This is a genomic window from Actinomadura macra NBRC 14102, assembly GCF_001552215.1.
Classification (GTDB): Bacteria; Actinomycetota; Actinomycetes; order Streptosporangiales; family Streptosporangiaceae; genus Spirillospora; species Spirillospora macra.
Genome location: NZ_BCQT01000015.1, coordinates 141,723 through 162,027, shown reverse-complemented (window position 1 = coordinate 162,027; position 20,305 = coordinate 141,723). Strand labels below are relative to the sequence as shown.

17 protein-coding genes are annotated in these 20,305 nt (G+C 68.9%); 9 read left to right on the top strand and 8 right to left on the bottom strand.

The features are described 5' to 3' along the window. Positions 1-86: 86 nt before the first annotated feature. On the bottom strand, positions 87-1,103 hold the full coding sequence (locus AMA02S_RS24665; RefSeq protein WP_218005109.1) for a hypothetical protein: 1,017 nt from the start codon (positions 1,101-1,103) through the stop codon (positions 87-89). Between the two features lie 101 nt (positions 1,104-1,204). On the opposite strand from AMA02S_RS24665, the gene AMA02S_RS24660 reads away from it, so the two are divergent. Both AMA02S_RS24660 and AMA02S_RS24655 read left to right on the top strand, forming a co-directional pair. Then, the gene (locus AMA02S_RS24660; RefSeq protein ID WP_067461761.1) at positions 1,205-1,822 is read left to right on the top strand and encodes a TetR/AcrR family transcriptional regulator; all 618 of its coding nucleotides are present in this window, start codon (positions 1,205-1,207) and stop codon (positions 1,820-1,822) included. A 496-nt stretch (positions 1,823-2,318) separates the two neighbouring features. Beyond that, positions 2,319-4,280 (top strand): sensor histidine kinase, encoded by a 1,962-nt coding sequence (locus AMA02S_RS24655; protein WP_067461760.1) that lies wholly within the window; start codon positions 2,319-2,321, stop codon positions 4,278-4,280. A gap of 362 nt (positions 4,281-4,642) precedes the next feature. Here the strand turns inward: AMA02S_RS24655 and dapF are convergent, their stop codons facing one another. Together dapF and miaA are read right to left on the bottom strand one after the other, a co-directional pair. Beyond that, positions 4,643-5,464 carry a diaminopimelate epimerase gene (dapF, locus tag AMA02S_RS24650; protein WP_067461759.1) on the bottom strand — a complete coding sequence of 274 codons (822 nt, stop codon included), beginning with the start codon at positions 5,462-5,464 and terminating at the stop codon, positions 4,643-4,645. A 30-nt stretch (positions 5,465-5,494) separates the two neighbouring features. Further along, positions 5,495-6,385, bottom strand: a complete 891-nt coding sequence (miaA, locus tag AMA02S_RS24645; protein ID WP_084265553.1) for a tRNA (adenosine(37)-N6)-dimethylallyltransferase MiaA — start codon at positions 6,383-6,385, stop codon at positions 5,495-5,497. Positions 6,386-6,499: 114 nt separating this feature from the next. Between miaA and AMA02S_RS24640 the strand changes: the two genes are divergently transcribed. After that, positions 6,500-6,730, top strand: a complete 231-nt coding sequence (locus tag AMA02S_RS24640; protein WP_067462036.1) for an antitoxin — start codon at positions 6,500-6,502, stop codon at positions 6,728-6,730. On the opposite strand, the gene AMA02S_RS24635 is transcribed toward AMA02S_RS24640, so the two are convergent. Together AMA02S_RS24635 and miaB are read right to left on the bottom strand one after the other, a co-directional pair. Further along, complete coding sequence (locus AMA02S_RS24635) at positions 6,727-7,572, bottom strand: class III extradiol ring-cleavage dioxygenase family protein (protein ID WP_067461758.1); 846 nt, start codon at positions 7,570-7,572, stop codon at positions 6,727-6,729. The genes AMA02S_RS24640 and AMA02S_RS24635 overlap by 4 nt on opposite strands. Before the next feature lie 52 nt (positions 7,573-7,624). Continuing rightward, on the bottom strand, positions 7,625-9,199 hold the full coding sequence (gene miaB, locus AMA02S_RS24630) for a tRNA (N6-isopentenyl adenosine(37)-C2)-methylthiotransferase MiaB (RefSeq protein ID WP_218005108.1): 1,575 nt from the start codon (positions 9,197-9,199) through the stop codon (positions 7,625-7,627). 308 nt (positions 9,200-9,507) lie between these two features. Here miaB and AMA02S_RS24625 point away from each other — a divergent pair, with 308 nt between their 5' ends. The 5 genes from AMA02S_RS24625 to AMA02S_RS24605 all read left to right on the top strand — a co-directional run bounded on the left by AMA02S_RS24625 (position 9,508) and on the right by AMA02S_RS24605 (position 15,137). Next, entirely contained in the window at positions 9,508-10,230 is a 723-nt protein-coding gene (locus tag AMA02S_RS24625; protein ID WP_067462032.1) for an amino acid ABC transporter ATP-binding protein, read from the top strand. Between the two features lie 44 nt (positions 10,231-10,274). After that, entirely contained in the window at positions 10,275-11,144 is an 870-nt protein-coding gene (locus tag AMA02S_RS24620) for a glutamate ABC transporter substrate-binding protein (RefSeq protein ID WP_067461757.1), read from the top strand. 104 nt (positions 11,145-11,248) lie between these two features. Then, positions 11,249-11,932: an amino acid ABC transporter permease gene (locus AMA02S_RS24615; RefSeq protein WP_067461756.1), complete on the top strand. Its 684-nt coding sequence runs from the start codon at positions 11,249-11,251 to the stop codon at positions 11,930-11,932. Next, positions 11,929-12,927 carry an amino acid ABC transporter permease gene (locus AMA02S_RS24610; protein ID WP_067461755.1) on the top strand — a complete coding sequence of 333 codons (999 nt, stop codon included), beginning with the start codon at positions 11,929-11,931 and terminating at the stop codon, positions 12,925-12,927. Before AMA02S_RS24615 ends, AMA02S_RS24610 begins: the two co-directional genes overlap by 4 nt. A 218-nt stretch (positions 12,928-13,145) precedes the next feature. After that, positions 13,146-15,137, top strand: coding sequence for a S9 family peptidase (locus tag AMA02S_RS24605; RefSeq protein ID WP_067461754.1), 1,992 nt, complete (start codon positions 13,146-13,148; stop codon positions 15,135-15,137). A gap of 74 nt (positions 15,138-15,211) precedes the next feature. Here AMA02S_RS24605 and rny read toward each other — a convergent pair whose 3' ends face one another. From rny to recA, 3 genes are all read right to left on the bottom strand, one after another. Then, the gene (gene rny, locus AMA02S_RS24600) at positions 15,212-16,783 is read right to left on the bottom strand and encodes a ribonuclease Y (protein WP_067461753.1); all 1,572 of its coding nucleotides are present in this window, start codon (positions 16,781-16,783) and stop codon (positions 15,212-15,214) included. A 353-nt stretch (positions 16,784-17,136) separates the two neighbouring features. After that, the gene (locus AMA02S_RS24595) at positions 17,137-17,670 is read right to left on the bottom strand and encodes a regulatory protein RecX (RefSeq protein ID WP_245667808.1); all 534 of its coding nucleotides are present in this window, start codon (positions 17,668-17,670) and stop codon (positions 17,137-17,139) included. Positions 17,671-17,866: 196 nt separating this feature from the next. Beyond that, entirely contained in the window at positions 17,867-18,991 is a 1,125-nt protein-coding gene (gene recA, locus AMA02S_RS24590) for a recombinase RecA (protein WP_067461751.1), read from the bottom strand. 240 nt (positions 18,992-19,231) lie between these two features. Between recA and AMA02S_RS24585 the strand changes: the two genes are divergently transcribed. Further along, positions 19,232-20,101, top strand: coding sequence for an ATP-grasp domain-containing protein (locus AMA02S_RS24585; protein WP_067461750.1), 870 nt, complete (start codon positions 19,232-19,234; stop codon positions 20,099-20,101). Positions 20,102-20,305: the final 204 nt, after the last annotated feature.

Sequence of the window (20,305 nt, the reverse complement as noted above, 5' to 3'; positions counted from 1 at the left end):
ACATCCGCAGTGTGCGGTTCAGTCCGCGTGGCGCGGTCCGGTCCCTGATACGTGGTCCGCGCGAGAAGGGTTCAGCACGGACGGTTTCAGGCGAGGGCGGGCTCCCGTTCGACGGGCTCCTCCTTGCCGCGAACACGCAGCTCGCCGACGACCAGCAGGGCAAGTCCCGCAGCGGCCCAGGCCATGAGGACGGTCAGCGCCCTGGCCGCCCCAGCGCCGTCGAAGAACGCCATGGAGCGGAGCAGGGTGACCGCGGCGCCGGGCGGGAGGAACTGTCCGAGGGCGCCCCACGGCTGCGGCAGCAGTTCGGGGGCCGACGAGGCGGCCGACAGGGGGTTGCCGAGGAACAGCAGCAGCAGTGCGCCGACGCCGAGGCCCGCGCGTCCCATGGCCGCAGCGAGCCCCGCGACCGTGCCGGCCACCGCCAGGATGGACAGCGACATGACCCCGGCAAGCGTGAGGTAGGAGCCGGGTAGCAGCGACAGCCAGCCCTGGGCGATGCCGGCCGCGCCGAAGCCGCCGAGCAACGCGAACACGACCACTCCGGCGGCGCGCCACGCGGGCGCGGAGATCGCGAATGTCAGCAGCACGGACGCGGCGATACCGGACATGATCAGCGGGAGGACGAGAGCGCCGAACCCGGCGCCGCGCGGGTCGTCCGGATCCGCGGCGACCACGTCCTGGACGGCCGGCGCCTGGCTCTGGGCCGAGCGGGCCTGGGTGCCTTGAGCCACCGCGCCTTGCTCTTGTGCCATCTTCTGGACGAGCTGTCCGAGTTGCTGCGCGATCATGGGGGAGGCCCCGGACGCGGTGAGAACCCGAGGGCCGGACGGAGTCGTGACGATGGCGCCGTAGGCCTTGCGGTCGGTGAGCGCCGCGCGCGCGGCCGCCTCGTCCCGTCGTGTCTCGATGGCGAAGGCGCCGGGCTGCGCGCGGCCGAGACGATCGGCGACCGCGGCGGCCTGGGGGCCGGTCACGACGATCGGCACGTCGCGCGGGGCGAGGCGGGCCGAGGGCCACGCGAACGCGATGATCATGACGAGCTGTAGGAGTGCCGCGCCCGCGGCGACACCGAGGGCACGCTTGGCGAGGGAGGGCTGCACGGCCGCCTCCAATTAAAGCGAATGTTCGTTCTCTTTAGATCTCCAGGCTCGCACCGATGTCGAGACTTGTCAAGAACGGATGTTCGTTTTATGTTGACTCCATGCCGCGAGTCAGCCCGGAGCACCTGGAGCGGCGCCGCCGCCAGATCATGGACGCCGCCCGCACCTGTTTCATCCGCAAGGGCATCCACGAGACGTCCATGCAGGACGTCTTCGCCGAGTCCGGGCTCTCGGCCGGTGCCGTCTACCGCTATTTCAAGAGCAAGAACGAGATCATCGAAGCCGTCATGTCCACCGTGATCGGCGACCTCCAGACGTTCTTCGTCGACCTCGCGGAGCGCGACCCGCTCCCCCCGCTGGACGAGATGGTCGAACAGCTCGCAAGCAAGATCGTCAACCTCTCCGGGGAGGACGGCCCGCTCCGGCTCGCGCCCCAGGCGTGGGGATTGACCATGCACGACGCCGAACTGGGCCGCTACGTCCGAGACAACATCCGGGCACTGCGGGAAACGTGGATGCGCTATGTGCGGCGCCATGTGGAGGCGGGGCTACTGCCCCCCGAGACGGACGTCGAGGCCGCAGGCAAGACGATCTTCGGTCTCATGCCCGGGTTCGTCCTCCAGCGGCTCATCCTCGAAGACGTCACCCCAGACGAGCTCCGGCGCGGGGTACGGACGCTGGCACGCGACAGCATGCTCACTCTTCTGGCCAGCCCCTAGGCACACTGAAAATCGAACAAGAGTTACTGAAGCGTCTCCTGTGATCGCTGTGCTCGTCACGGCCTAGATGTGCGTCCTACGGCTTGACTGTGTCGTTCACCGTAGAGGTATGCCCATGTCCGTTGCGATGTCCGGTGCCACATTCAGTGTTAAATCAAGCGTTCTGTCCGATGTGGACTGCCCGGCCGGCGCCGGCGGTGCTCCGAACCCGCCCCTGTTTGAGCTCGGGAGACGCCGCCCACGCCGCTCGGCCGGATCCCGGTGGACGGCACCGCGCAGAACGCCGGGCCGCTCCTCGCCCACTGCCGCTGGCCTGCGCCTTTGGTGCCATCAGCCGGTTCCCATGGTTACCATCGCGGCACGCGCCCACAGGCCGCGACGAAGACAGTTTCCGCAGCAGGGGGTCCCGATGTCCTGAGGCGGACGCCCCTAGAACTCCAGGACAGGGAGCAGGACGTTTTAACATTCCATTACTTTTGGTTCAGGAGTGGCGACGATGCAGACGGTGGAACACGACCGGGGGGCGGGACGCGCGGCGGTCCTGCTTGCCCTGGCGGCGGTCCTCACCGTCGCCGGATCGCTGATCCTGGGTGCCTGGCTTCCGGAGGACCGCCGGGTCGTCTGGTGGCATCCCGAGATCGTGATCGCGCTTTTCTGGACGCCTGTGGCCGCGACCCTCTTGCGGCACCGGCCGGGGCTGAGGGTCGGCTGGCTCATGGTCGGGTCCGGCTTCTGCGCGGCCCTGTACATCCTGGCGCTCAACCTCGGACCGTGGTTCGAGCTGCACGGCTGGGCCGGGGCGGGCTTCCTCACGTGGCTCGGAACGTGGCTGTGGGCGATCGACACGTTCGCGCTCACGCTCGTCCTGCCGCTGATCTTCCCGGACGGGCGGCTCGTGTCGCGCTGGTACCGGCCCGTGCTGGTCATGGCCCTGCTGGTGCCCATCGTCGTCTGCGCGCACCTGACGGTCGACCCCGACGCGCGGCGCTTCCACAACGGGGTGTCGGTCTACCCCTTCCAGGAGATCCCCCTGCCGATCAGCGCGCTCATCATCGCCACGCTGGTGGGCGGGCTGGCGTCGATCGTCGTGCGGTTCATCCGGTCGCCTCCCGACGTCCGGCGGCAGATCGCGTGGGTCGTCTACCCGGGCGTGCTCGCGCAGACGATCATTTACGTGGGCGAGAACAGCCCGATCGGCGACCCGCTGCGCAACGTCACGATCGCGGCCGTCCCGATCTGCATCGCCATCGCGATCACCCGTTACCGGCTGTACGACATCGACCTGGTGGTCAGCCGGACCCTGGTGTACGCCGGACTCGTCGTGGTGATCACCGGCGTGTACTTCGCCCTGGTCGGCGCCGCGAGCCTGCTGGCGCACGGCCGCGGCACCCTCGCGGGTCTCGCCGGCGCGATCGCGGCGGGCGCGGTGTTCGAACCGGTCCGGCGGCGGCTCCAGCGCGCGGTGGACGGGCTGATCCACGGCGAGCGCGACCCGTACCGGATCGCCGACCGGCTCAACCGGCGGCTGCAGACCGCCGCGGACCCGGGAGCCGCGCTCGCGGTCGCGGCCGAGGTCGCGCGCTCGGCGCTGCACGCCACCGGTGTCCTGATCGAGGTGCTGGACCGCGACGGCCGGACGATCTCCGCCGAGGACGGCGAGCTCGGCGACCGTCCCCAGCTCATCCCGCTGGTGTGGCACGGCGAGCCGGTGGGACGGCTGCTGTTCGGCGTCGCCCGTCCGCCCGACGCGCGGTTGTCCGGGATCCTGGCGCGCAACCTGGCCGAACTGGCGAACGCGGCGCGGCTGGCGGCGGACGTGCAGCGCTCACGGGAGCGCATCCTGCGCACCCGTGAGGAAGAACGGCGCCGCCTGCGCCGTGACCTGCACGACGGGCTCGGTCCCACGCTCGCCAGCCTCGCCATGACGGTGGACGCGGCGCGCATCACGCTGAAGACCGACCCCGGGTCCGTGGACGCGCTGCTGGAGAACCTGCGGGCGACGATGGGACGCACCATCGGCGACATCCGCGACCTGGTGTACGGGTTGCGTCCTCCGGCCCTGGACGACCTGGGTCTCGCCGGGGCGATCCAGGCTCTCGGCGGTGTCGTCGCGACAGGGGACGGCCCGAAGGTGGACGTCCATGTCGAAGGAGACCTGGAGCGGCTGCCCGCCGCCGCGGAGGTCGCCGCGTACCGGATCGTGCAGGAGGCGCTCACCAACGTGCACAGGCACGCGAACGCCGACTGCGCGGAGGTGTACCTGTATCTGAACGGTGACTTGCATGTCACTGTCGATGACGACGGTGTGGGGCTTCCTCCACGGGTGCGCTCCGGCATCGGCATGTCCTCCATGCGCGAGCGCGCAGCCGAGCTGGGCGGTTCCTGCACGGTCGGGCCCGGCCCCAAGGGCGGTACTTCGGTCCGGGCTCGGTTGCCCGTCAACGGCACTCATCCCTAGCGACCCCTCGCTCGCCACGAACGAGTCGATGGTGCTGATCAGTTGTGTCTGATCGCGCTGGTTGAAAACCACGCTGTTTGAAGGTGGATCGCGCGCCCGGGGCGACTCACCGGGGGCCACCCGGTGGGAGGGCCGGTGACCGCCCCCCGCCAAGAAGGTCGCCACCGGCCCTCGGGCTCCGTACGGCGCCGGGGCTCCCATCCCGGTCCATACGGGCCATTCACCAGAGGGTGTGCAAGAAGAAAGTTATCCCGTTCGGGTCCCGTTGGAGAGGGACAACTGTCCTGTTCGATCCGGGACCACCCCTAGGCGGTTGAAATCCCTGGTCGGGCAGGGTTTGTCAGGTACATGTCAGGGGCCTGTCAAAGCCAGCCGGGACGAGTCTCACCCTCGGCCACCAGTACCGCGGGCCCTCTCAAGAGACTGGTCTCGCCATCGAGGATCACGGTGACACGCCCGCCCGGTACGTCCACCGTCCACTCCCCCTTGGACCAGGCGAGATCAGACGAATCGTCGGCCTCTGCCGCGGCTGCGGCGGCAACAGCCACCGTCCCGGTGCCACAGGACCGCGTCTCGCCGGAGCCGCGCTCGTACACGCGCATCTCAACATGCCGCTCACCGATGGTTCGATAGAACTCAACGTTCACACCGTCCGGGAAGACCGCCGTATCGAAACCGGGGGCGCGCGACAGGTCGAGCGCCGTCACCGGACCGTCCACGGCGCAGGCCAGGTGGGGGTTCCCCACAGAAACACGCCGGCCTTGGAACACATCACCCGCGATGGATGCCTCGCCCAAACCGAGTACTTGGGGTGGCCCCATATCCACGGTCACGTCGCCGGACGGGCCCAGCGTCACGCCCCGCAGCCCCGCCCGGGTCGCCACGTTCCACTCACCGGGGGCGGCCAGCCCAGCGTCCACCAGGTAGCGCGCGAACACGCGCGCCCCGTTACCGCACATCTCGGCGATGCTGCCATCGGCGTTGCGGTAGTCCATGAACCATTCGGCATCCGCCTCGACGCCCATGGCCTTGGTCCGGACGGCGCGGAGGACGCCGTCGGCACCGATCCCGGCCCGCCGATCGCACAGCCGCGCCACAGTCTCCGGCGTGAGTTCCAGGGTTCCGTCGAAGTCGGGCAGGATCACGAAGTCGTTCTCGGTGCCATGCCCCTTAACAAACCGCATCCTTCGATCGTATTGCCTCCCTCTGACACCTCACCTGACGAGGGCGAGCGCGCGCTCCGCCAGATCAGGGGCGTCATAGGGCAGCCAGTGGACACGCGGGTCGCGGCGGAACCAGGATTCCTGCCGCCGGGCGAAGCGGCGGGTCGTCCGTACGGTCTCCGCCTTGGCCTGTTCCTCACTGCACTCCCCCGCGAGGAACGTGAGGACCTGCGCGTACCCGAGGGCGCGTCCGGCGGTCAAGCCGTCCCTCAGCCCCTTCTTCTCCAGGTCCCGGACCTCGTCGACCAGACCCGCCTCCCACATGCGCTCCACCCGCAGGCCGATCCGCTCGTCCAGTTCGTCACGCGGCACTTCCAGCCCTATCTGCACGACCGTCTCGTAGCGGTAGTCGTGCGCGGGCAAGGTGGCGCTGAACCGGCGACCAGAGATCTCGATCACTTCCAGGGCGCGGACTATGCGGCGACCGTTGCTGGGCAGGATCGCCTCTGCCGCCGCCGGGTCGAGCGCACACAACCGCTCGTGCAGGACGTCAGACCCCACTTCAGCTAGTTCGGTCTCCAAGCGCGCGCGGACATCCGGGTCCGTGCCGGGAAACTCCAGTCGGTCAAGGGCGGCCCGCACGTACAGCCCCGATCCGCCTACCAGCACCGGCATTCGGCTTCGCGCACGTATCTCGGCGATCGCGTCAGCGCTGAGCCGCTGATACTCGGCGACGCTCGCCGTCACGGTCACGTCCCAGATGTCCAGGAGATGGTGCGCGACACCGCGCATCTCGTCCGGGGCGAGCTTGGCGGTGCCGATGTCCATGCCGCGATACAGCTGCATCGAGTCGGCGTTGACCGCCTCACCGCCAACGCGCAGGGCCAGTTCCACGGCGAGGTCGGACTTGCCGGCGGCGGTCGGCCCGACGACCGCGATCACATCTGGAGAGGTCACAGGCTTAATTGTGGCAACAGAACGGGTATAGCCGGGTTGTACGGGTGTCGTGCGAGGTCGCGCGGCGCCGTCGAGACGAGGGATCCGGGGGGAGAACGAATGTCCATCGTCGACAAGGTCAAGCAGATGCTCGGCCAGCACCCCGACAAGGCCAGGAACACCGTGGACAAGAGCGGGGACATGATCGACCGGAAGACCGGCGGCAAGCACGCCGACAAGGTCGACAAGGCCCAGGACAAGGCCGGCGACTACATCGACAGGGGCGGTGAGGGCGGCCAGACCGGCGGCACGCACGGCGACGGCACGCCGGGCGGCGGGCAGCCCTCCTAGCTCGCGTCCTCGGCCGGCCCCGCGGTGAGGGCGCGGACGGTCCGCGTCCAGCTCGCGACGAGATAGCCCACGCCGTACGGCGCCTCTTCGGCGAGCAGACCGGCGGTGAGGCCGCCGGCACCCTGGACGCCACCCACGCCGGTCCAGGCGCCACGGGCGATCTGAGGGCCGTCCGCGGCCCCCGCTGCGCCGGCGAGGACCTGCCACGCCGCGCGCCCGGCCACCTGGAGTTCCCGGGACATCCCCGTATCCAGCTTGGCCAGGGCGTCGGCGTCGGCGTCGGCGAGAGCACGCGCAACGGCCTCGTCATAAGGGCGAGCGCGCTCGTCCAGGTAACCGGGAGCCTTCTCGGAGCGGCATGCCGAACCGTCGCCCATGACCAGCAGGGCGACCCGCTCAGCCGAGTCAGCGAGTCCCTGGCCAAGTCTTAGGCATTCCTCAGGCGAATTGTCGAATCCCACCGCCTGGTAGAGGGAGCCTGCGTCGGCATCCTGTCGCTGTAGAAGCCAATGCCCGATCGTCAGCGAGAGCGGCAGGGCCTCTGTGGCGGTCACCGTAGCGCTGACTGGACTCGTCCAGTCGAGGCCGTACGGACGAAGCGTCGCGAACGCGTCCGGCCCGTAGGCACGCGTTTCCGGAGCTCCGCCGACGACGATGAGAGCGTCCACAGTGGAAGCGCGCAGCCTCGGGGGCCTGACGGTCACATCCGTGTAGGCGACACCAAGACGACGGATGGCTTCGTCGCATGCGGCGCGCACACCGTCCAGTTCCGGCGCAGCCTCCCCGGCAAGAGCGGGCACGAGGGCGGGTGGGTGCGGGCATACCGCCGCCGAGATCAGCATGCTGCCTCCTTCAGGGCGGGCCCGTGGCGGGTGCCTCCGATCATGCCGGAGTTCAGGGGCAGGCTGCGCAGCCCGACGCGGCCGTGTCGGACGACATCGTCACAGGCGAGGCCGGACGTCCGATGGAAGGCATCCCGAGCGAAACACCCTTCTGCCTGGCGCCCCCGGCGCTCTCGTCCGGCTTCGCCTGGCGTGCCTCCCACGCGTCGCCGGCGCGGGTACGGCGGATGTCCCGCACGGGCTTGTCTGCGACCAGATGATGCGGGGCGGCGTAGGTGACCTCGACCGTGACCATGTCACCCGGCCTGACCGGCTCCTCCGGCGCCTTGAAGTGGACGAGACGGTTGTCCGCCGCACGTCCCGACAGTCGGCGGGTCGCGTCGTCCTTGCGGCCCTCTCCTTCGGCCACGAGCACTTCGAGGGTCCTCCCGAGCTGTTTCTTGTTCTCCGCCCAGGAGACCTCCTCCTGGAGGGCGACAAGCCGCTCGTACCGTTCCTGGACGATCTCCTTGGGCAGTTGGCCGTCCATGGTCGCGGCCGGAGTTCCCGGGCGCTTGGAGTACTGGAAGGTGAACGCGGACGAGAACCGGGCCTCACGCACGACGTGCAGGGTCTGCTCGAAGTCCGCCTCGGTCTCGCCGGGGAAGCCCACGATGATGTCGGTCGTGATCGCCGCGTCGGGGATCTCTGCCCGCACCTTCTCGATGATGCCGAGGTAGCGCTCCTGCCGGTACGAGCGGCGCATCGCGCGCAGCACCGCGTCGGAGCCCGACTGCAAGGGCATGTGCAGGGACGGCATCACGTTCGGCGTCTCCGCCATGGCCTCGATGACGTCGTCGGTGAAGTCCTTGGGGTGCGGCGAGGTGAACCGGACGCGTTCCAGTCCCTCGACGCTGCCGCACGCGCGCAGCAGTCCAGCGAAGGCCGACTGGCCGCCGGCCGTCATCGCACGGACGTCCTCGGGCGCCGCGGAAAGAGCACCGAAGCCCGAGCCGTACGCGTTGACGTTCTGACCGAGCAGGGTGACCTCGAGCACGCCCTCGCCCACCAGCGCCTCGACCTCGGCGAGGATCTCACCGGGGCGGCGGTCCTTCTCCTTGCCGCGCAGCGACGGGACGATGCAGAACGTGCAGGTGTTGTTACATCCGACCGAGATGGACACCCACGCCGCGTAGGGCGACTCCCGCCGGCTGGGCAGCGTCGAGGGGAAGGTCACCAGGGACTCTTCGATCTCAACCTGCGCTTCCTCCCGCACACGAGAGCGCTCTAGCAGGGCGGGCAATGAACCGATGTTGTGCGTACCGAACACCACGTCCACCCACGGCGCCCGCTTGACGATGCTGTCGCGGTCCTTCTGCGCAAGGCAGCCGCCAACGGCGATCTGCATACCGGGGCGCCCGTCCTTGACGGGTCGCAGATGTCCCAGGTTGCCGTACAAGCGGTTGTCGGCGTTCTCCCTGACGGCGCAGGTGTTGAACACCACGACATCGGGTTCGGCGTTCTCCGCGCGGACGTACCCGGCCGACTCCAGGAGCCCGGACAGCCGCTCAGAGTCGTGGACGTTCATCTGGCACCCGTAGGTACGGATCTCGTACGTGCGGGGGCCCATCTCCAAAGGCGTACTCATGACAGTCATCAAGGGTACGCGCCGGCCCGGGTCGCCGAGCATGATCACCAAAGGGTTACCGGCGGGTCACGAATCGGCGGAGGCGCCGTGTCCGGCCCGTTCCGGCCATGGCCCGCCAACCTGCGAGGACGCCCGCCAACATACGTTTTCGTGATCGTATCGGTACCGCCCGGAGTCTTGCCGTCAGCACGGATGACGTAAAGTCCGAGCGCATGACAGGCAGCGAAGGCGGGCCCGACCTCTCCAAGGGCGGCGGGCCGGACGACTCCGTCCCGGAGCAGGCCACCGCGGGCGCCGGGCCCCTCGTCGTGGTCGAGCACGTCGACAAGCACTTCGGCGAGCTGCACGTCCTCAAGGACATCAACCTCACCGTGGACCGCGGTGAGGTCGTCGTCGTCATCGGGCCGTCCGGCGGCGGCAAGTCGACCCTGTGCCGATCGATCAACCGCCTGGAGCCCATCGACGGCGGCACGATCCGCGTGGACGGCAAGGAGCTGCCCAAGGAAGGCAAGGACCTGGCGAAGCTGCGCGCCGATGTCGGCATGGTGTTCCAGTCGTTCAACCTGTTCGCACACAAGACGATCCTGGAGAACGTCACGCTCGGACCCATCAAGGTCCGCAAACAGGGCAAGCAGGAGTCAGAGAAGCACGCGCTGGAACTGCTGGACCGGGTGGGCATCGCCAACCAGGCCCAGAAGTACCCCGCCCAGCTCTCCGGCGGGCAGCAGCAGCGCGCCGCGATCGCGCGTTCCCTCGCCATGAAGCCCAAGGTGATGCTGTTCGACGAGCCTACGTCGGCTCTCGACCCGGAGATGGTCAACGAGGTCCTGGACGTCATGACCGGACTCGCCAGAGACGGTATGACGATGATCGTGGTCACCCATGAGATGGGCTTCGCCCGCAGGGCCGCGCAGAAGGTCGTGTTCATGGCGGACGGCCAGATCGTGGAAGAGAACACGCCCGACGAGTTCTTCACCAACGCGCGTACGGACCGCGCGAAGGACTTCCTTTCCAAGATCCTCACGCACTGAACCCTTCCGCCCGACGTCACACAAGAGCAGAGGTAGACGAGAGCATGCGAGCACGTCGTATCGGCGCCTTCATCGGCGCGGGGATGGCGCTGTCCCTGGCGCTCAGCGCTTGTGGCAGCGACAAGGAGAAGACCGAGGCCAAGTCCGTCGTCCAGAAGGCCAAGGACGACAAGAAGCTGACCATCGGCATCAAGTTCGACCAGCCCGCACTGGGCCTGAAGAAGCCGGACGGCTCATACGACGGTTTCGACGTGGACGTCGCCAAGTACGTTGCCCAGAAGCTGGGCGTGCCCGAGAGCGGCATCACGTTCAAGGAGACGACGTCGGCGAACCGCGAGTCGTTCCTGGGCGGCGGCCAGGTCGACCTCGTCTTCGCGACGTACTCCATCACCGAGGCCCGCAAGGCCCAGGTCACCTTCGGCGGCCCGTACTACGTCGCGCACCAGGACACGATGGTGCAGGCCAGCAACACCTCCATCAAGAAGCCCGAGGAGCTCAAGGGCAAGAAGCTGTGCAAGGCGGCCGGGTCCAACTCCTTCCGCCGCATCACCGAGGGCCCCCCGGACGGCAAGCTCAACATCAAGGGCGTCACCCTCGTCGAGGCCAGCAGCTATTCCGACTGCGCCGCCAAGCTCCAAGCGGGCGCCCTGGACGCGGTCAGCACCGACGACCTGATCCTGGCCGGCTTCGCCAACCAGCAGAAGGGCAAGTTCAAGGTCATCAACGCGCCCTTCACCGACGAGAAGTACGGCATCGGCATCAAGAAGGGCGACAAGGAGACCTGCGAGGCCGTCAATACCGCCGTCACGCAGATGTACTCCGACGGCACCGCCAAGACCCTGCTGGACAAGCACTTCTCGGGCACGGGGCTGAAGCTCGTCACGACCGTCCCGCAGATGGAAGGTTGTGCCTGATCCGAGGCTGAGCCCGTCACGCCGGTGCGTCCCGGGGAGGCCAACGCCTTCCCGGACGCGCCGACATGGCACGACCCTCTGGAACGCCATGGAACAGCTATTCAATGTTTGACTTCGGCCCGTTCTTCGACAACATCGACCAGGTCCTCGACGGATTCTGGGCGACGATACGGCTCGCCGCGCTCTCGGCCGTGTTCTCCCTGCTGATCGGCACGGTCCTGGTGAGCTTCCGGGTCGCCCCGGTCCCGCTGCTGCGCGTCGTCGGCACCACCTACATCAACCTCGTGCGCAACACGCCTCTGACCCTGGTGCTGCTGATGTGCAGCCTCGGTCTCAACGACGTCCTGGCGCTGAAGTTCTCCGATAGCCCGTCGACCACCTACTACTGGTGGGCGGTGCTCGGCCTGTCCGGGTACACCGCCGCGTTCGTCTGCGAGTCGCTGCGCGCGGGCATCAACACGGTGCCGCTGGGGCAGGCCGAGGCGGCGCGCTCGATCGGGCTGACCTTCAGCCAGTCGCTGCGCATCGTGATCCTGCCGCAGGCGTTCCGCGCGGTCATCGCACCGCTGGGCAGCGTGCTGATCGCGATGATCAAGAACACGACGGTGGCCTCGGCCGCGAGCTACACCGAGGCCGCGGCGGTCACGAAGGACCTTCTCGACCTGCCCTCGTTCACCAGCGGGGCCCTCCCGCTGTTCATCGGCGTGGCCGTCGGCTTCATGATCCTCACGCTGCCCACCGGGTTCTTCTTCGGATGGCTGCACAAGCGGATGGCGGTGGCGCGATGAGCAAGGAAGCGACCGTCCTGTTCGATGCTCCCGGGCCCCGGGCGCGCGCGCGGAACAACGTGGTGACCGTCGTCGCGTCGGTCGTCCTCCTCGGCATCTTCGCCGCGTTCCTTTGGCGCTTCAACGAGAAGGGCCAGTTCGCCGGCGAGTTGTGGAGTCCGTTCACCAAGTGGACGGTGTGGGACAAGCTGATCCTGCCCGGCCTGTGGGCCACGCTGAAGGCCGCGGCGGTGGCGTCCGTCCTGGCCCTGCTGTTCGGCGTGGTCTTCGGCCTGGCGCGGTTGTCGGACCACTGGTGGGTGCGGGTCCCGGCCGGGATCGTGGTGGAGTTCTTCCGGGCGATCCCGCTGCTGATCTTGATCTTCCTGGCGTTCTTCATCCCGAACAAGATCAGCCCGACGATCGCAGACTCCCCGCTCGGCACCTTCCAGCGCGTGCTGGTGGACAACTTCTTCTCGCTCTTCGGAGTGGAGATCAACGCCGGGACCATCACGGTGCCCGCGTTCGCGGCGGTCGTCTTCGGCCTCGTGATGTACAACGGCTCGGTGCTGGCCGAGGTGGTGCGCGCTGGCGTCCAGTCGATCCCGAAGGGCCAGGCGGAGGCCGCCTACTCCGTCGGCCTGCGCAAGAACGGCGTGATGCGCCTGGTCCTGCTCCCGCAGGCGGTCACGGTGATGATGCCGGCGATCGTGAGCCAGCTCGTCGTCCTGCTCAAGGACACCGCGCTTGGGTTCATCATCGCCTACTCCGAGCTGCTCAGCGTCGGCTTCCGGACGGTGCCCGCCAACTACCACAACAACAAGCTCCAGGCCGGCATCGTGGTCGCGGTCATCTACATCGCGATCAACATGGCCGTGAGCCGGCTCGCGACCTGGCTGGAGGCTCGCAGCCGGCGCAGCCGCAAGACCGAGGCCAGGACCATGGGCGCCGACGTCGTCGCGCCGCCGGTGCCGGGAATGGGCGCCGGCGGGGCAGGGGCGGTGCCCCCGGTGTGAGATCCGCCGCTGTTGCGCTCAGTTTCACGTTCCAGTTCACGTTTCAGGGGCGCCGACCGGAGACCACCGGTCGGTGCCCCTGTTCGCGCGACAGGGCCCGCTCCGTCGCGCGAACAGGTCGTCACCCAGGGGTCGCCTGGTGACCGGCTTGTATCTTTCCGAAGTCAAACCGCCCGTCACGGCCCCAACCGATCCCCGTATGCGAGACGATTCCTGTTATGACCGCTCGTGCGCCCCTCCCCTACGGCTCCTGGCCCTCACCCATCTCTGCGGCCGATGTCGCCCGCGCCCGGCTGCGCTTGAGTTTTCCGACCGTCGCGGGTGATGACGTGTGGTGGCAGGAGGCCCGACCCGAGGAGGGTGGGCGGACCACGGTCGTCCATCTCCAGGGCGGTCAGCGGACGGATCTGTTGCAAGCCCCCTGGGACGCGCGCACGCGCGTGCACGAGTACGGCGGGCGGTCATACCTGCCGGTCCGCACCGCCGAGGGCCCGTCGCTCGTCTTCGCCAACTACGAAGATCAGCGCCTCCACCGGCTCGACGAGGGCGACCCGAAGCCGTATCCGCTGACACCCGAGCCGGCCGTCCAGGCGGGGCTGCGCTATGCCGACTTCGTGCTGTCGCCGGACGGTACCGAGATCTGGTGCGTGTGCGAGGGGCACATCGCGGCGCCCGGCGAGGGTGAGGAGGGCGTCGCGGGGATCCGGCGCGCCATCGTGGCCGTGCCCCTGGACGGCAGCGCGGCGGAGAACGCCGGGGCGATCCGGGAACTGGTGACCGGTGCGCACTTCTACGCCTCCCCCACACCGTCCCCCAGCGGCGGTCATCTGGCCTGGGTCCAGTGGAACCACCCGCGGATGCCCTGGGATGGCACAGAGCTGCGTGTGGCCGCGGTAGAGGACGGCAAGACGGTCGCGCCCCGAACGGTCAAGGGCGGCCTCACCGAGTCCGCGGTGGCCCCCCTGTGGCGCGACGACCAATCGCTGTACGTCATCTCCGACTGGCCTGGCTGGTGGAACATCTATCAGGTGGGCCTGCACGGCGAATCACCGCAGGCGCTCTACCCGGCCGAGGAGGAGTTCACCGGCCCGCTCTGGCAACTGGGAGGCATGCCGTACGCGCTCCTGGGCGACGGCCGTCTCGCCGTCCTGCACGGTGAAGGCGACATGCGCCTCGGCATCTACGACCCGGAGACGCTGGACCTCATCGACCTGGAGGTCCCGTACGAGCACTGGCTGCCGCAACTGTCGGCGGACGGCACGACCATCGTCGGGATCGGCGGCGGACCGGACGTCCCACCGTCTGTCGTGCGGATCGACTCCACGACGGGACGGGTCGAGGGGCTACGCCGTGAGCTGGCTGAGGTACCGGATGTCGCGTACCTGTCCAAGCCGCGCGCAGAACGCCTGGAAGGGCCGTTCGGACGGCCCGTCCACGCCTACGTCTTCCCTCCGACCAACCCGGAGGCCACCGCCCCAGAAGGGGAACTGCCGCCGTACGTGGTGTTCGTACACGGCGGGCCCACCAGCCGGGTCTCCACGGTGCTCAACCTGGAACGGGCGTACTTCACCAGCCGCGGCATCGGTGTCATCGACGTCAACTACGGCGGCTCCACCGGCTACGGCCGCGCCTACAGGGAGCGTCTGCGCCGCCAATGGGGCGTGGTGGACGTGGAGGACGCCGTCGCCGCCGCGCGGGCGCTCGTGGACGGCGGCATCGCCGATCCCGCGCGCCTGGCGATCCGCGGGGGCTCCGCCGGCGGCTGGACGACGCTCGCCGCGGTTACCCAGAACGACGTGTTCAAGGCCGCCACCTCCTACTTCGGGATCAGTGAGCTGCAGAGCTTCGCCGAGGCCACGCACGACTTCGAATCGCAGTACCTGTTCGGCCTGATCGGCCCGCTGCCCGGTTTCGAGCGCGCCTACGAGGAGCGCTCGCCGCTGAACCACGCGGACCGCACGGCCTGCCCCGTCCTGCTCTTGCAGGGGCTGAACGATCCGGTGGTGCCGCCAGACCAGTCCGAGCGGTTCGCCGTGGCGCTCGCCGAGAAGAAGATGCCGTACGCCTACCTCACCTTCGAGGGCGAGTCGCACGGCTTCCGGCGCGCGGGGACGGTCATCGCGTGCCTGGAGGCCGAGCTGGCCTTCTACGGTCAGACCCTCGGTTTCGAGCCTCGCGACATCGATCCCATCGATCTGACCGTCGGCTGACGGCCGGCCCGTCCGTCACCGGGAACACCCGTTGGCGGACGGGAATCGCGTGACGACCGGCAAGCTCGGGCGGCTCAGCGGGCGAACTCGATGGCCCGCGACTCCCGCACCACGGTCACGCGGATCTGCCCCGGGTAGGTCAGCTCGTCCTCGACCTGCTTCGCGATGTCGCGGGCGATGACCTGTGCCTGGATGTCGTCCACGGAGTCGGGCTTGACCATCACCCTGATCTCCCGGCCCGCCTGCATCGCGAAGACCTTCTCCACCCCCTCGTGCCGGTCCCGGGCGATCTCCTCCAGCCGCTCCAGCCGCTTGACGTACGCCTCCAGGGACTCCCTGCGTGCGCCCGGGCGACTGCCGCTGATGGCGTCCGCGGCCTGGGTGAGGACGGCCTCCACCGTCCGTACCTCGACCTCGTTGTGATGCGCCTCGATCGCGTGCACCACGTCCTCGTGCTCGCCGTAGCGGCGCGCGATCTCCGCCCCGATCAGCGCGTGGCTGCCCTCCACCTCGTGGGTGAGGGCCTTGCCGATGTCGTGCAGCAGCGTGCACCGCTTGGCCACGTCTACGGGCAACCGCAGCTCGCTCGCCATGATCCCGGCGATGTGCGCGGACTCGATGAGGTGCTTCAGGACGTTCTGTCCATAGGACGTCCTGTAGCGGAGCTGGCCCAGCAGGGCGATGAGCTCCGGGTGCATGTCCGCGATGCCGACCTCGACCAGGGCGTCCTCGCCCGCGCGCACACACAGTTGCTCCACGTCGCTCTTGCTGCGCTCGTAGATCTCCTCGATCCGCTGCGGATGGATGCGCCCGTCCAGGACGAGCTTCTCCAGGGTCAGCCTGCCGACCTCCCGCCGCACCGGGTCGAAGCAGCTCAGCAGCACCGCCTCGGGCGTGTCGTCGATGATGAGGTTCACGCCCGTGGTCGTCTCGAAGGCGCGGATGTTGCGGCCCTCGCGCCCGATGATGCGGCCCTTCATCTCGTCGCTCGGCAGGTGCAGCACCGACACGACCGACTCGGCCGTCTGCTCGCTGGCGACCCGCTGGATCGCCAGCGTCACGATCTTGCGGGCGCGTTTGTCGCCCTCCGCCCGCGCCGAGTTCTCGATCTCCCGCGTGATCGGGATGGCCTCCCGTTTGGCCTGGTTCTCGATCGCCGCGACCAGCTCGATCTTGGCCTGCTCGGCGGTGAGCCCCGCCGCACGTTCCAGGACCTGGCGCCGCTCTTCCTCGACCTTGGCCAGTTCCTGTTTGCGTCCCTCCAGCGTCCGTTTGGCCTCCGCGAGGCGGCCGGACCACTCCTCCAGCCGCCGGACCTCGCCGTCCAGCCGCTGTTCGCGCTCGGCGAGGCGGCTCTCCCGGCGCTCCAGATCCTCCCTGAGCGTCCGCAGATCCTCCCGGAGGGCGCGCCCCTCCTCCTCCAGCTCCGCGCGCGTCTCGGCGGCGATGCGGCGCGCCTGCCCTTCGGCCTTCTCCAGCACGCTCTGGGCGTCCAGCTTGGCCTTCGTCCTGACCTCGTCCGCCTCGCTGTGCGCCCGGGCCATCTCCGCCGCCGCCCGGCCCGGCATGCCGGGCCGCCGGAGGACGACGATGACGAGAGCGACCAGGGTCACCAGCAGCGCTGCACCCAGCAGGACGCTCTCCATGAGGCAGATCCTTCCTCGCCGCGGGCCCAGCCTGTCGGGGCCCTCCAAGCGAGGACTTACTCGCGCCCGGCCGGGGCGCGCGACATCACCGGGCCGCGGCGCACGCGTCCCCGGTACCTCGGCCGAATCCGGCCAACGAACCTGCCCCTTATGCCTCTCAGCTGCTCGAACGTGCTCGGCCGTATAGCAATCCGCAAGACGCGGAGTAACTCCTCACTGCCGTAACGGTAAGCGGCATGGAGGTAATGAGCAAGCAAACGTCGGGCATTCCGGACTAACCGAACGCCCGCGTGACTCCTTACTTACCACCTTCCTTGACCCGGCGAACGGGGGGCGTGGCAGGAATCGGCGAGTCAGTCGAGGGGCGGGGCGGGGAGGTCTTCCAGGGTGACGCCTTCTTCTTCCAGGGCTTCTTTGACCACGCGGTAGGAAAGGGCTGGAGAGTAGCCCTTCCGGGCCAGGAGACCGACCAGGCGGCGGGTGCGTTTGGCGGGGTCAAGGCCGCGGGTGGCACGAAGCCTGCGATCGACCAGGGTTCGGGCGGTCGCCTCCTCCTGGCCCGGGTTCAGGGACTCGACGGCGTCGCTGACGGTGTCGTCGGCCACGCCGCGGCGGCGAAGCTCGGCGGCCAGGGCGCGTTTGGCGAGGCCGCGGCCGGCGTGACGGGATTGGACCCAGGCTTGCGCGAACGCCTCGTCGTCGATGAGGCCGACGTCGGTGAAACGCGACAGGACGCGGTCGGCCACCTCGTCGGGGATGCTCTTGCGGCGTAGCGCGTCCGCGAGCTGCGCACGGGTACGGGGAGACGCCGCCAGCAGCCGCAGGCACAGCTCCCGCGCGGCGGCCTCGGGATCGGCCGGGCGCTTGCCGGTGGCACGTTCCGTCACGGCCGTCGCCGCCCGGATGGAGTGCCCCGGTCACCGCCGAACCCGGCCGGCTCGGCGACCCGGCCCAGGGGAGCGGCGGCGCCATCGGGGAAGGTCCGTCCACCGGCAGGCCGGTGCCGGGTAAGGCGCCGCCGCCCTACATACGAGATCATCGCTTACTCTTCGTCAAGAGTCACCCGTATCGGGGGATTCGCCGTCAGGAATCACCCGATTTGACGGCCTTGGTGGACTTCCTCCCACCGGAGGCGGCCTTGGTGGTGGCGGGCGGGGTCGTCGGGGCCGGCGGCGCCGCGTCGACCGCGGCGGGCTCGGCCTCCTTGTCGACCTTCGGGCCGATGCCCAGCTTCTCCTTGATCTTCTTCTCGATGCCGTCCGCCATGTCGGGGTTGGCCTTGAGGAAGTTGCGAGCGTTCTCCTTGCCCTGGCCGAGCTGGTCGCCGTCGTAGGTGTACCAGGCACCGGACTTGCGGACGAAGCCGTGCTCCACGCCGAGGTCGATCAGGCCGCCCTCGCGGCTGATGCCCTGACCGTAGAGAAGGTCGAAGTCGGCGACCCGGAACGGCGGAGCCATCTTGTTCTTGACGACCTTGACACGGACGCGGTTGCCGACGGCCTCGGTGCCGTCCTTGAGTGTCTCGATGCGCCGGACGTCGAGGCGGACGGAGGCGTAGAACTTCAGCGCCTTCCCGCCGGTGGTGGTCTCCGGCGAGCCGAACATGACGCCGACCTTCTCGCGGAGCTGGTTGATGAACAGGACGGTCGTCTTGGTCTGGTTGATCGCGCCGGTGAGCTTACGGAGCGCCTGCGACATCAGACGGGCCTGGAGGCCGACGTGGCTGTCGCCCATCTCGCCCTCGATCTCGGCGCGCGGGACCAGCGCGGCCACCGAGTCGATGATCACGATGTCGATCGACCCGGAGCGGATCAACATGTCGGTGATCTCCAGGGCCTGCTCACCGGTGTCGGGCTGGGAGACCAGCAGGGCGTCGATGTCGACGCCGAGCTTGGCGGCGTACTCGGGGTCGAGGGCGTGCTCGGCGTCGACGAACGCGGCGATGCCGCCCTTCTTCTGGACGCTGGCCACCGCGTGCAGGGCGATGGAGGTCTTGCCGGAGCCCTCGGGGCCGTACACCTCGACGACGCGTCCGCGGGGCAGGCCGCCGATGCCGAGCGCGATGTCGAGCGCGATGGCGCCGGTGGGGATCACCTCGACCGGTGCCCGCGCCTCCTGGCCCATCCGCATGACCGAGCCCTTGCCGAACTGCCGCTCGATCTGGGCGAGTGCGGTCTCGAGAGCCTTCTCCCGGTCGTTCGCTGCCATGAGATGTCCTTCTCGTCGTGACTGTCGGCTCTCGGCCGCTGCTTGCGATGTCGAAGGCGACGTTACGGCGGGCCACCGACACTTTCGAATCCCCGGCGCGCCTGTGGACGACGCCGCGGACCGGGTCAGCTTACCGAACATCAGTTCGATCAACATCTCACGTACGGAATTGACCGGGAATCTCCGTGCGTATGTTGGTCCGGACACCGTACGCTGGCGCCGTCCACGGAGGGTTCCATCATGACGCTGACCGTCCTCTTCTGCGTCGATCCGCTCCACCCACGGCGCGTTGACCCGCACTTCTCCCGCGAGGCGGCGGCCGTGCGGGACCACTACGGCGAGATCGCCCTGCTCGACCACGACGCGCTGAGACGCGGGGACGTGGAGGGGGCGGTGCGCGCGGTGCCGTCCGAGATGGGCGCGGTCTGGTACCGCGGCTGGATGCTCACGGGCGATGAGTACGCCGCGGCCGCCGCCGCAATGAAACGGCGCGGGACGGTGCTACTGACCCACCCCGACGACTACCGGCGGGCCCACGAACTGCCGGGCTGGCACGACACGTTCGCCGGCTTGACCCCGCACAGTGTGTGGCGCCCCTTGGCGGTTGGGCAGGACCCGGGCGACCTGAACGAGCTGAGCGAACTCGTCCGTCCGCTGAACGGCGGGCCTGGTGTGATCAAGGACTATGTGAAGTCACGCAAGCACGAGTGGGACGAGGCCTGCTTCGTACCCGACGTGAAGAACCTCGCCCAATTGCACGACATCGCGGCCAAGATGATCGCATTGCAGGATGACCACTTGGCGGGCGGCCTTGTCGTGCGCGAGTACGAGCCGTACGACGGCGAGGGCGAGGCGCGTGTGTGGTGGGTGGACGGGGAGCCGGCCCTGGTGGGGCCGCACCCCGACAGTCCGGATGTGGAACCCGACCCGGATCTGACCGGCGTCGCCCCCGCCGTGCGGGCGCTCGGCTGCCGGTTCATCACCACCGACCTCGCACGTCGTACGGACGGCGAATGGCGCGTAGTGGAGGTCGGCGACGGGCAGGTCAGTGATCTGCCCGCGACCGTGGACGCGATGGACCTGTACGCGCACCTGCCCGTTCCAGACTGACGTCCGGGCAGGCCCGCTCGTTACGGCCCGACCTCCGACGGCGACGAGGATGTGACGGAACCGGAACACACGTCACTTCCGTCCCATGTAGGGCGCCTCTAGGCTATGGCTCCGCATGTCGGATTCCTTCTCTATGGGGGTGTCCGACCATGCAGTCCGGAACCTTCCGGATGCTTGCCGCCTCGTTTCGAAGGACGTGTTCTC

Coding starts and splice junctions, on each gene's coding strand:
- AMA02S_RS24615 (WP_067461756.1), top strand. CDS start 11,249: ATGTTTGACTTCGGCCCGTTCTTCGACAACATCGACCAGGTCCTCGAC.
- AMA02S_RS24660 (WP_067461761.1), top strand. CDS start 1,205: ATGCCGCGAGTCAGCCCGGAGCACCTGGAGCGGCGCCGCCGCCAGATC.
- AMA02S_RS24605 (WP_067461754.1), top strand. CDS start 13,146: ATGACCGCTCGTGCGCCCCTCCCCTACGGCTCCTGGCCCTCACCCATC.
- AMA02S_RS24620 (WP_067461757.1), top strand. CDS start 10,275: ATGCGAGCACGTCGTATCGGCGCCTTCATCGGCGCGGGGATGGCGCTG.
- miaB (WP_218005108.1), bottom strand. CDS start 9,199: ATGAGTACGCCTTTGGAGATGGGCCCCCGCACGTACGAGATCCGTACC.
- AMA02S_RS24585 (WP_067461750.1), top strand. CDS start 19,232: ATGACGCTGACCGTCCTCTTCTGCGTCGATCCGCTCCACCCACGGCGC.
- AMA02S_RS24610 (WP_067461755.1), top strand. CDS start 11,929: ATGAGCAAGGAAGCGACCGTCCTGTTCGATGCTCCCGGGCCCCGGGCG.
- AMA02S_RS24635 (WP_067461758.1), bottom strand. CDS start 7,572: ATGCTGATCTCGGCGGCGGTATGCCCGCACCCACCCGCCCTCGTGCCC.
- AMA02S_RS24640 (WP_067462036.1), top strand. CDS start 6,500: ATGTCCATCGTCGACAAGGTCAAGCAGATGCTCGGCCAGCACCCCGAC.
- rny (WP_067461753.1), bottom strand. CDS start 16,783: ATGGAGAGCGTCCTGCTGGGTGCAGCGCTGCTGGTGACCCTGGTCGCT.
- recA (WP_067461751.1), bottom strand. CDS start 18,991: ATGGCAGCGAACGACCGGGAGAAGGCTCTCGAGACCGCACTCGCCCAG.
- dapF (WP_067461759.1), bottom strand. CDS start 5,464: ATGCGGTTTGTTAAGGGGCATGGCACCGAGAACGACTTCGTGATCCTG.
- AMA02S_RS24655 (WP_067461760.1), top strand. CDS start 2,319: ATGCAGACGGTGGAACACGACCGGGGGGCGGGACGCGCGGCGGTCCTG.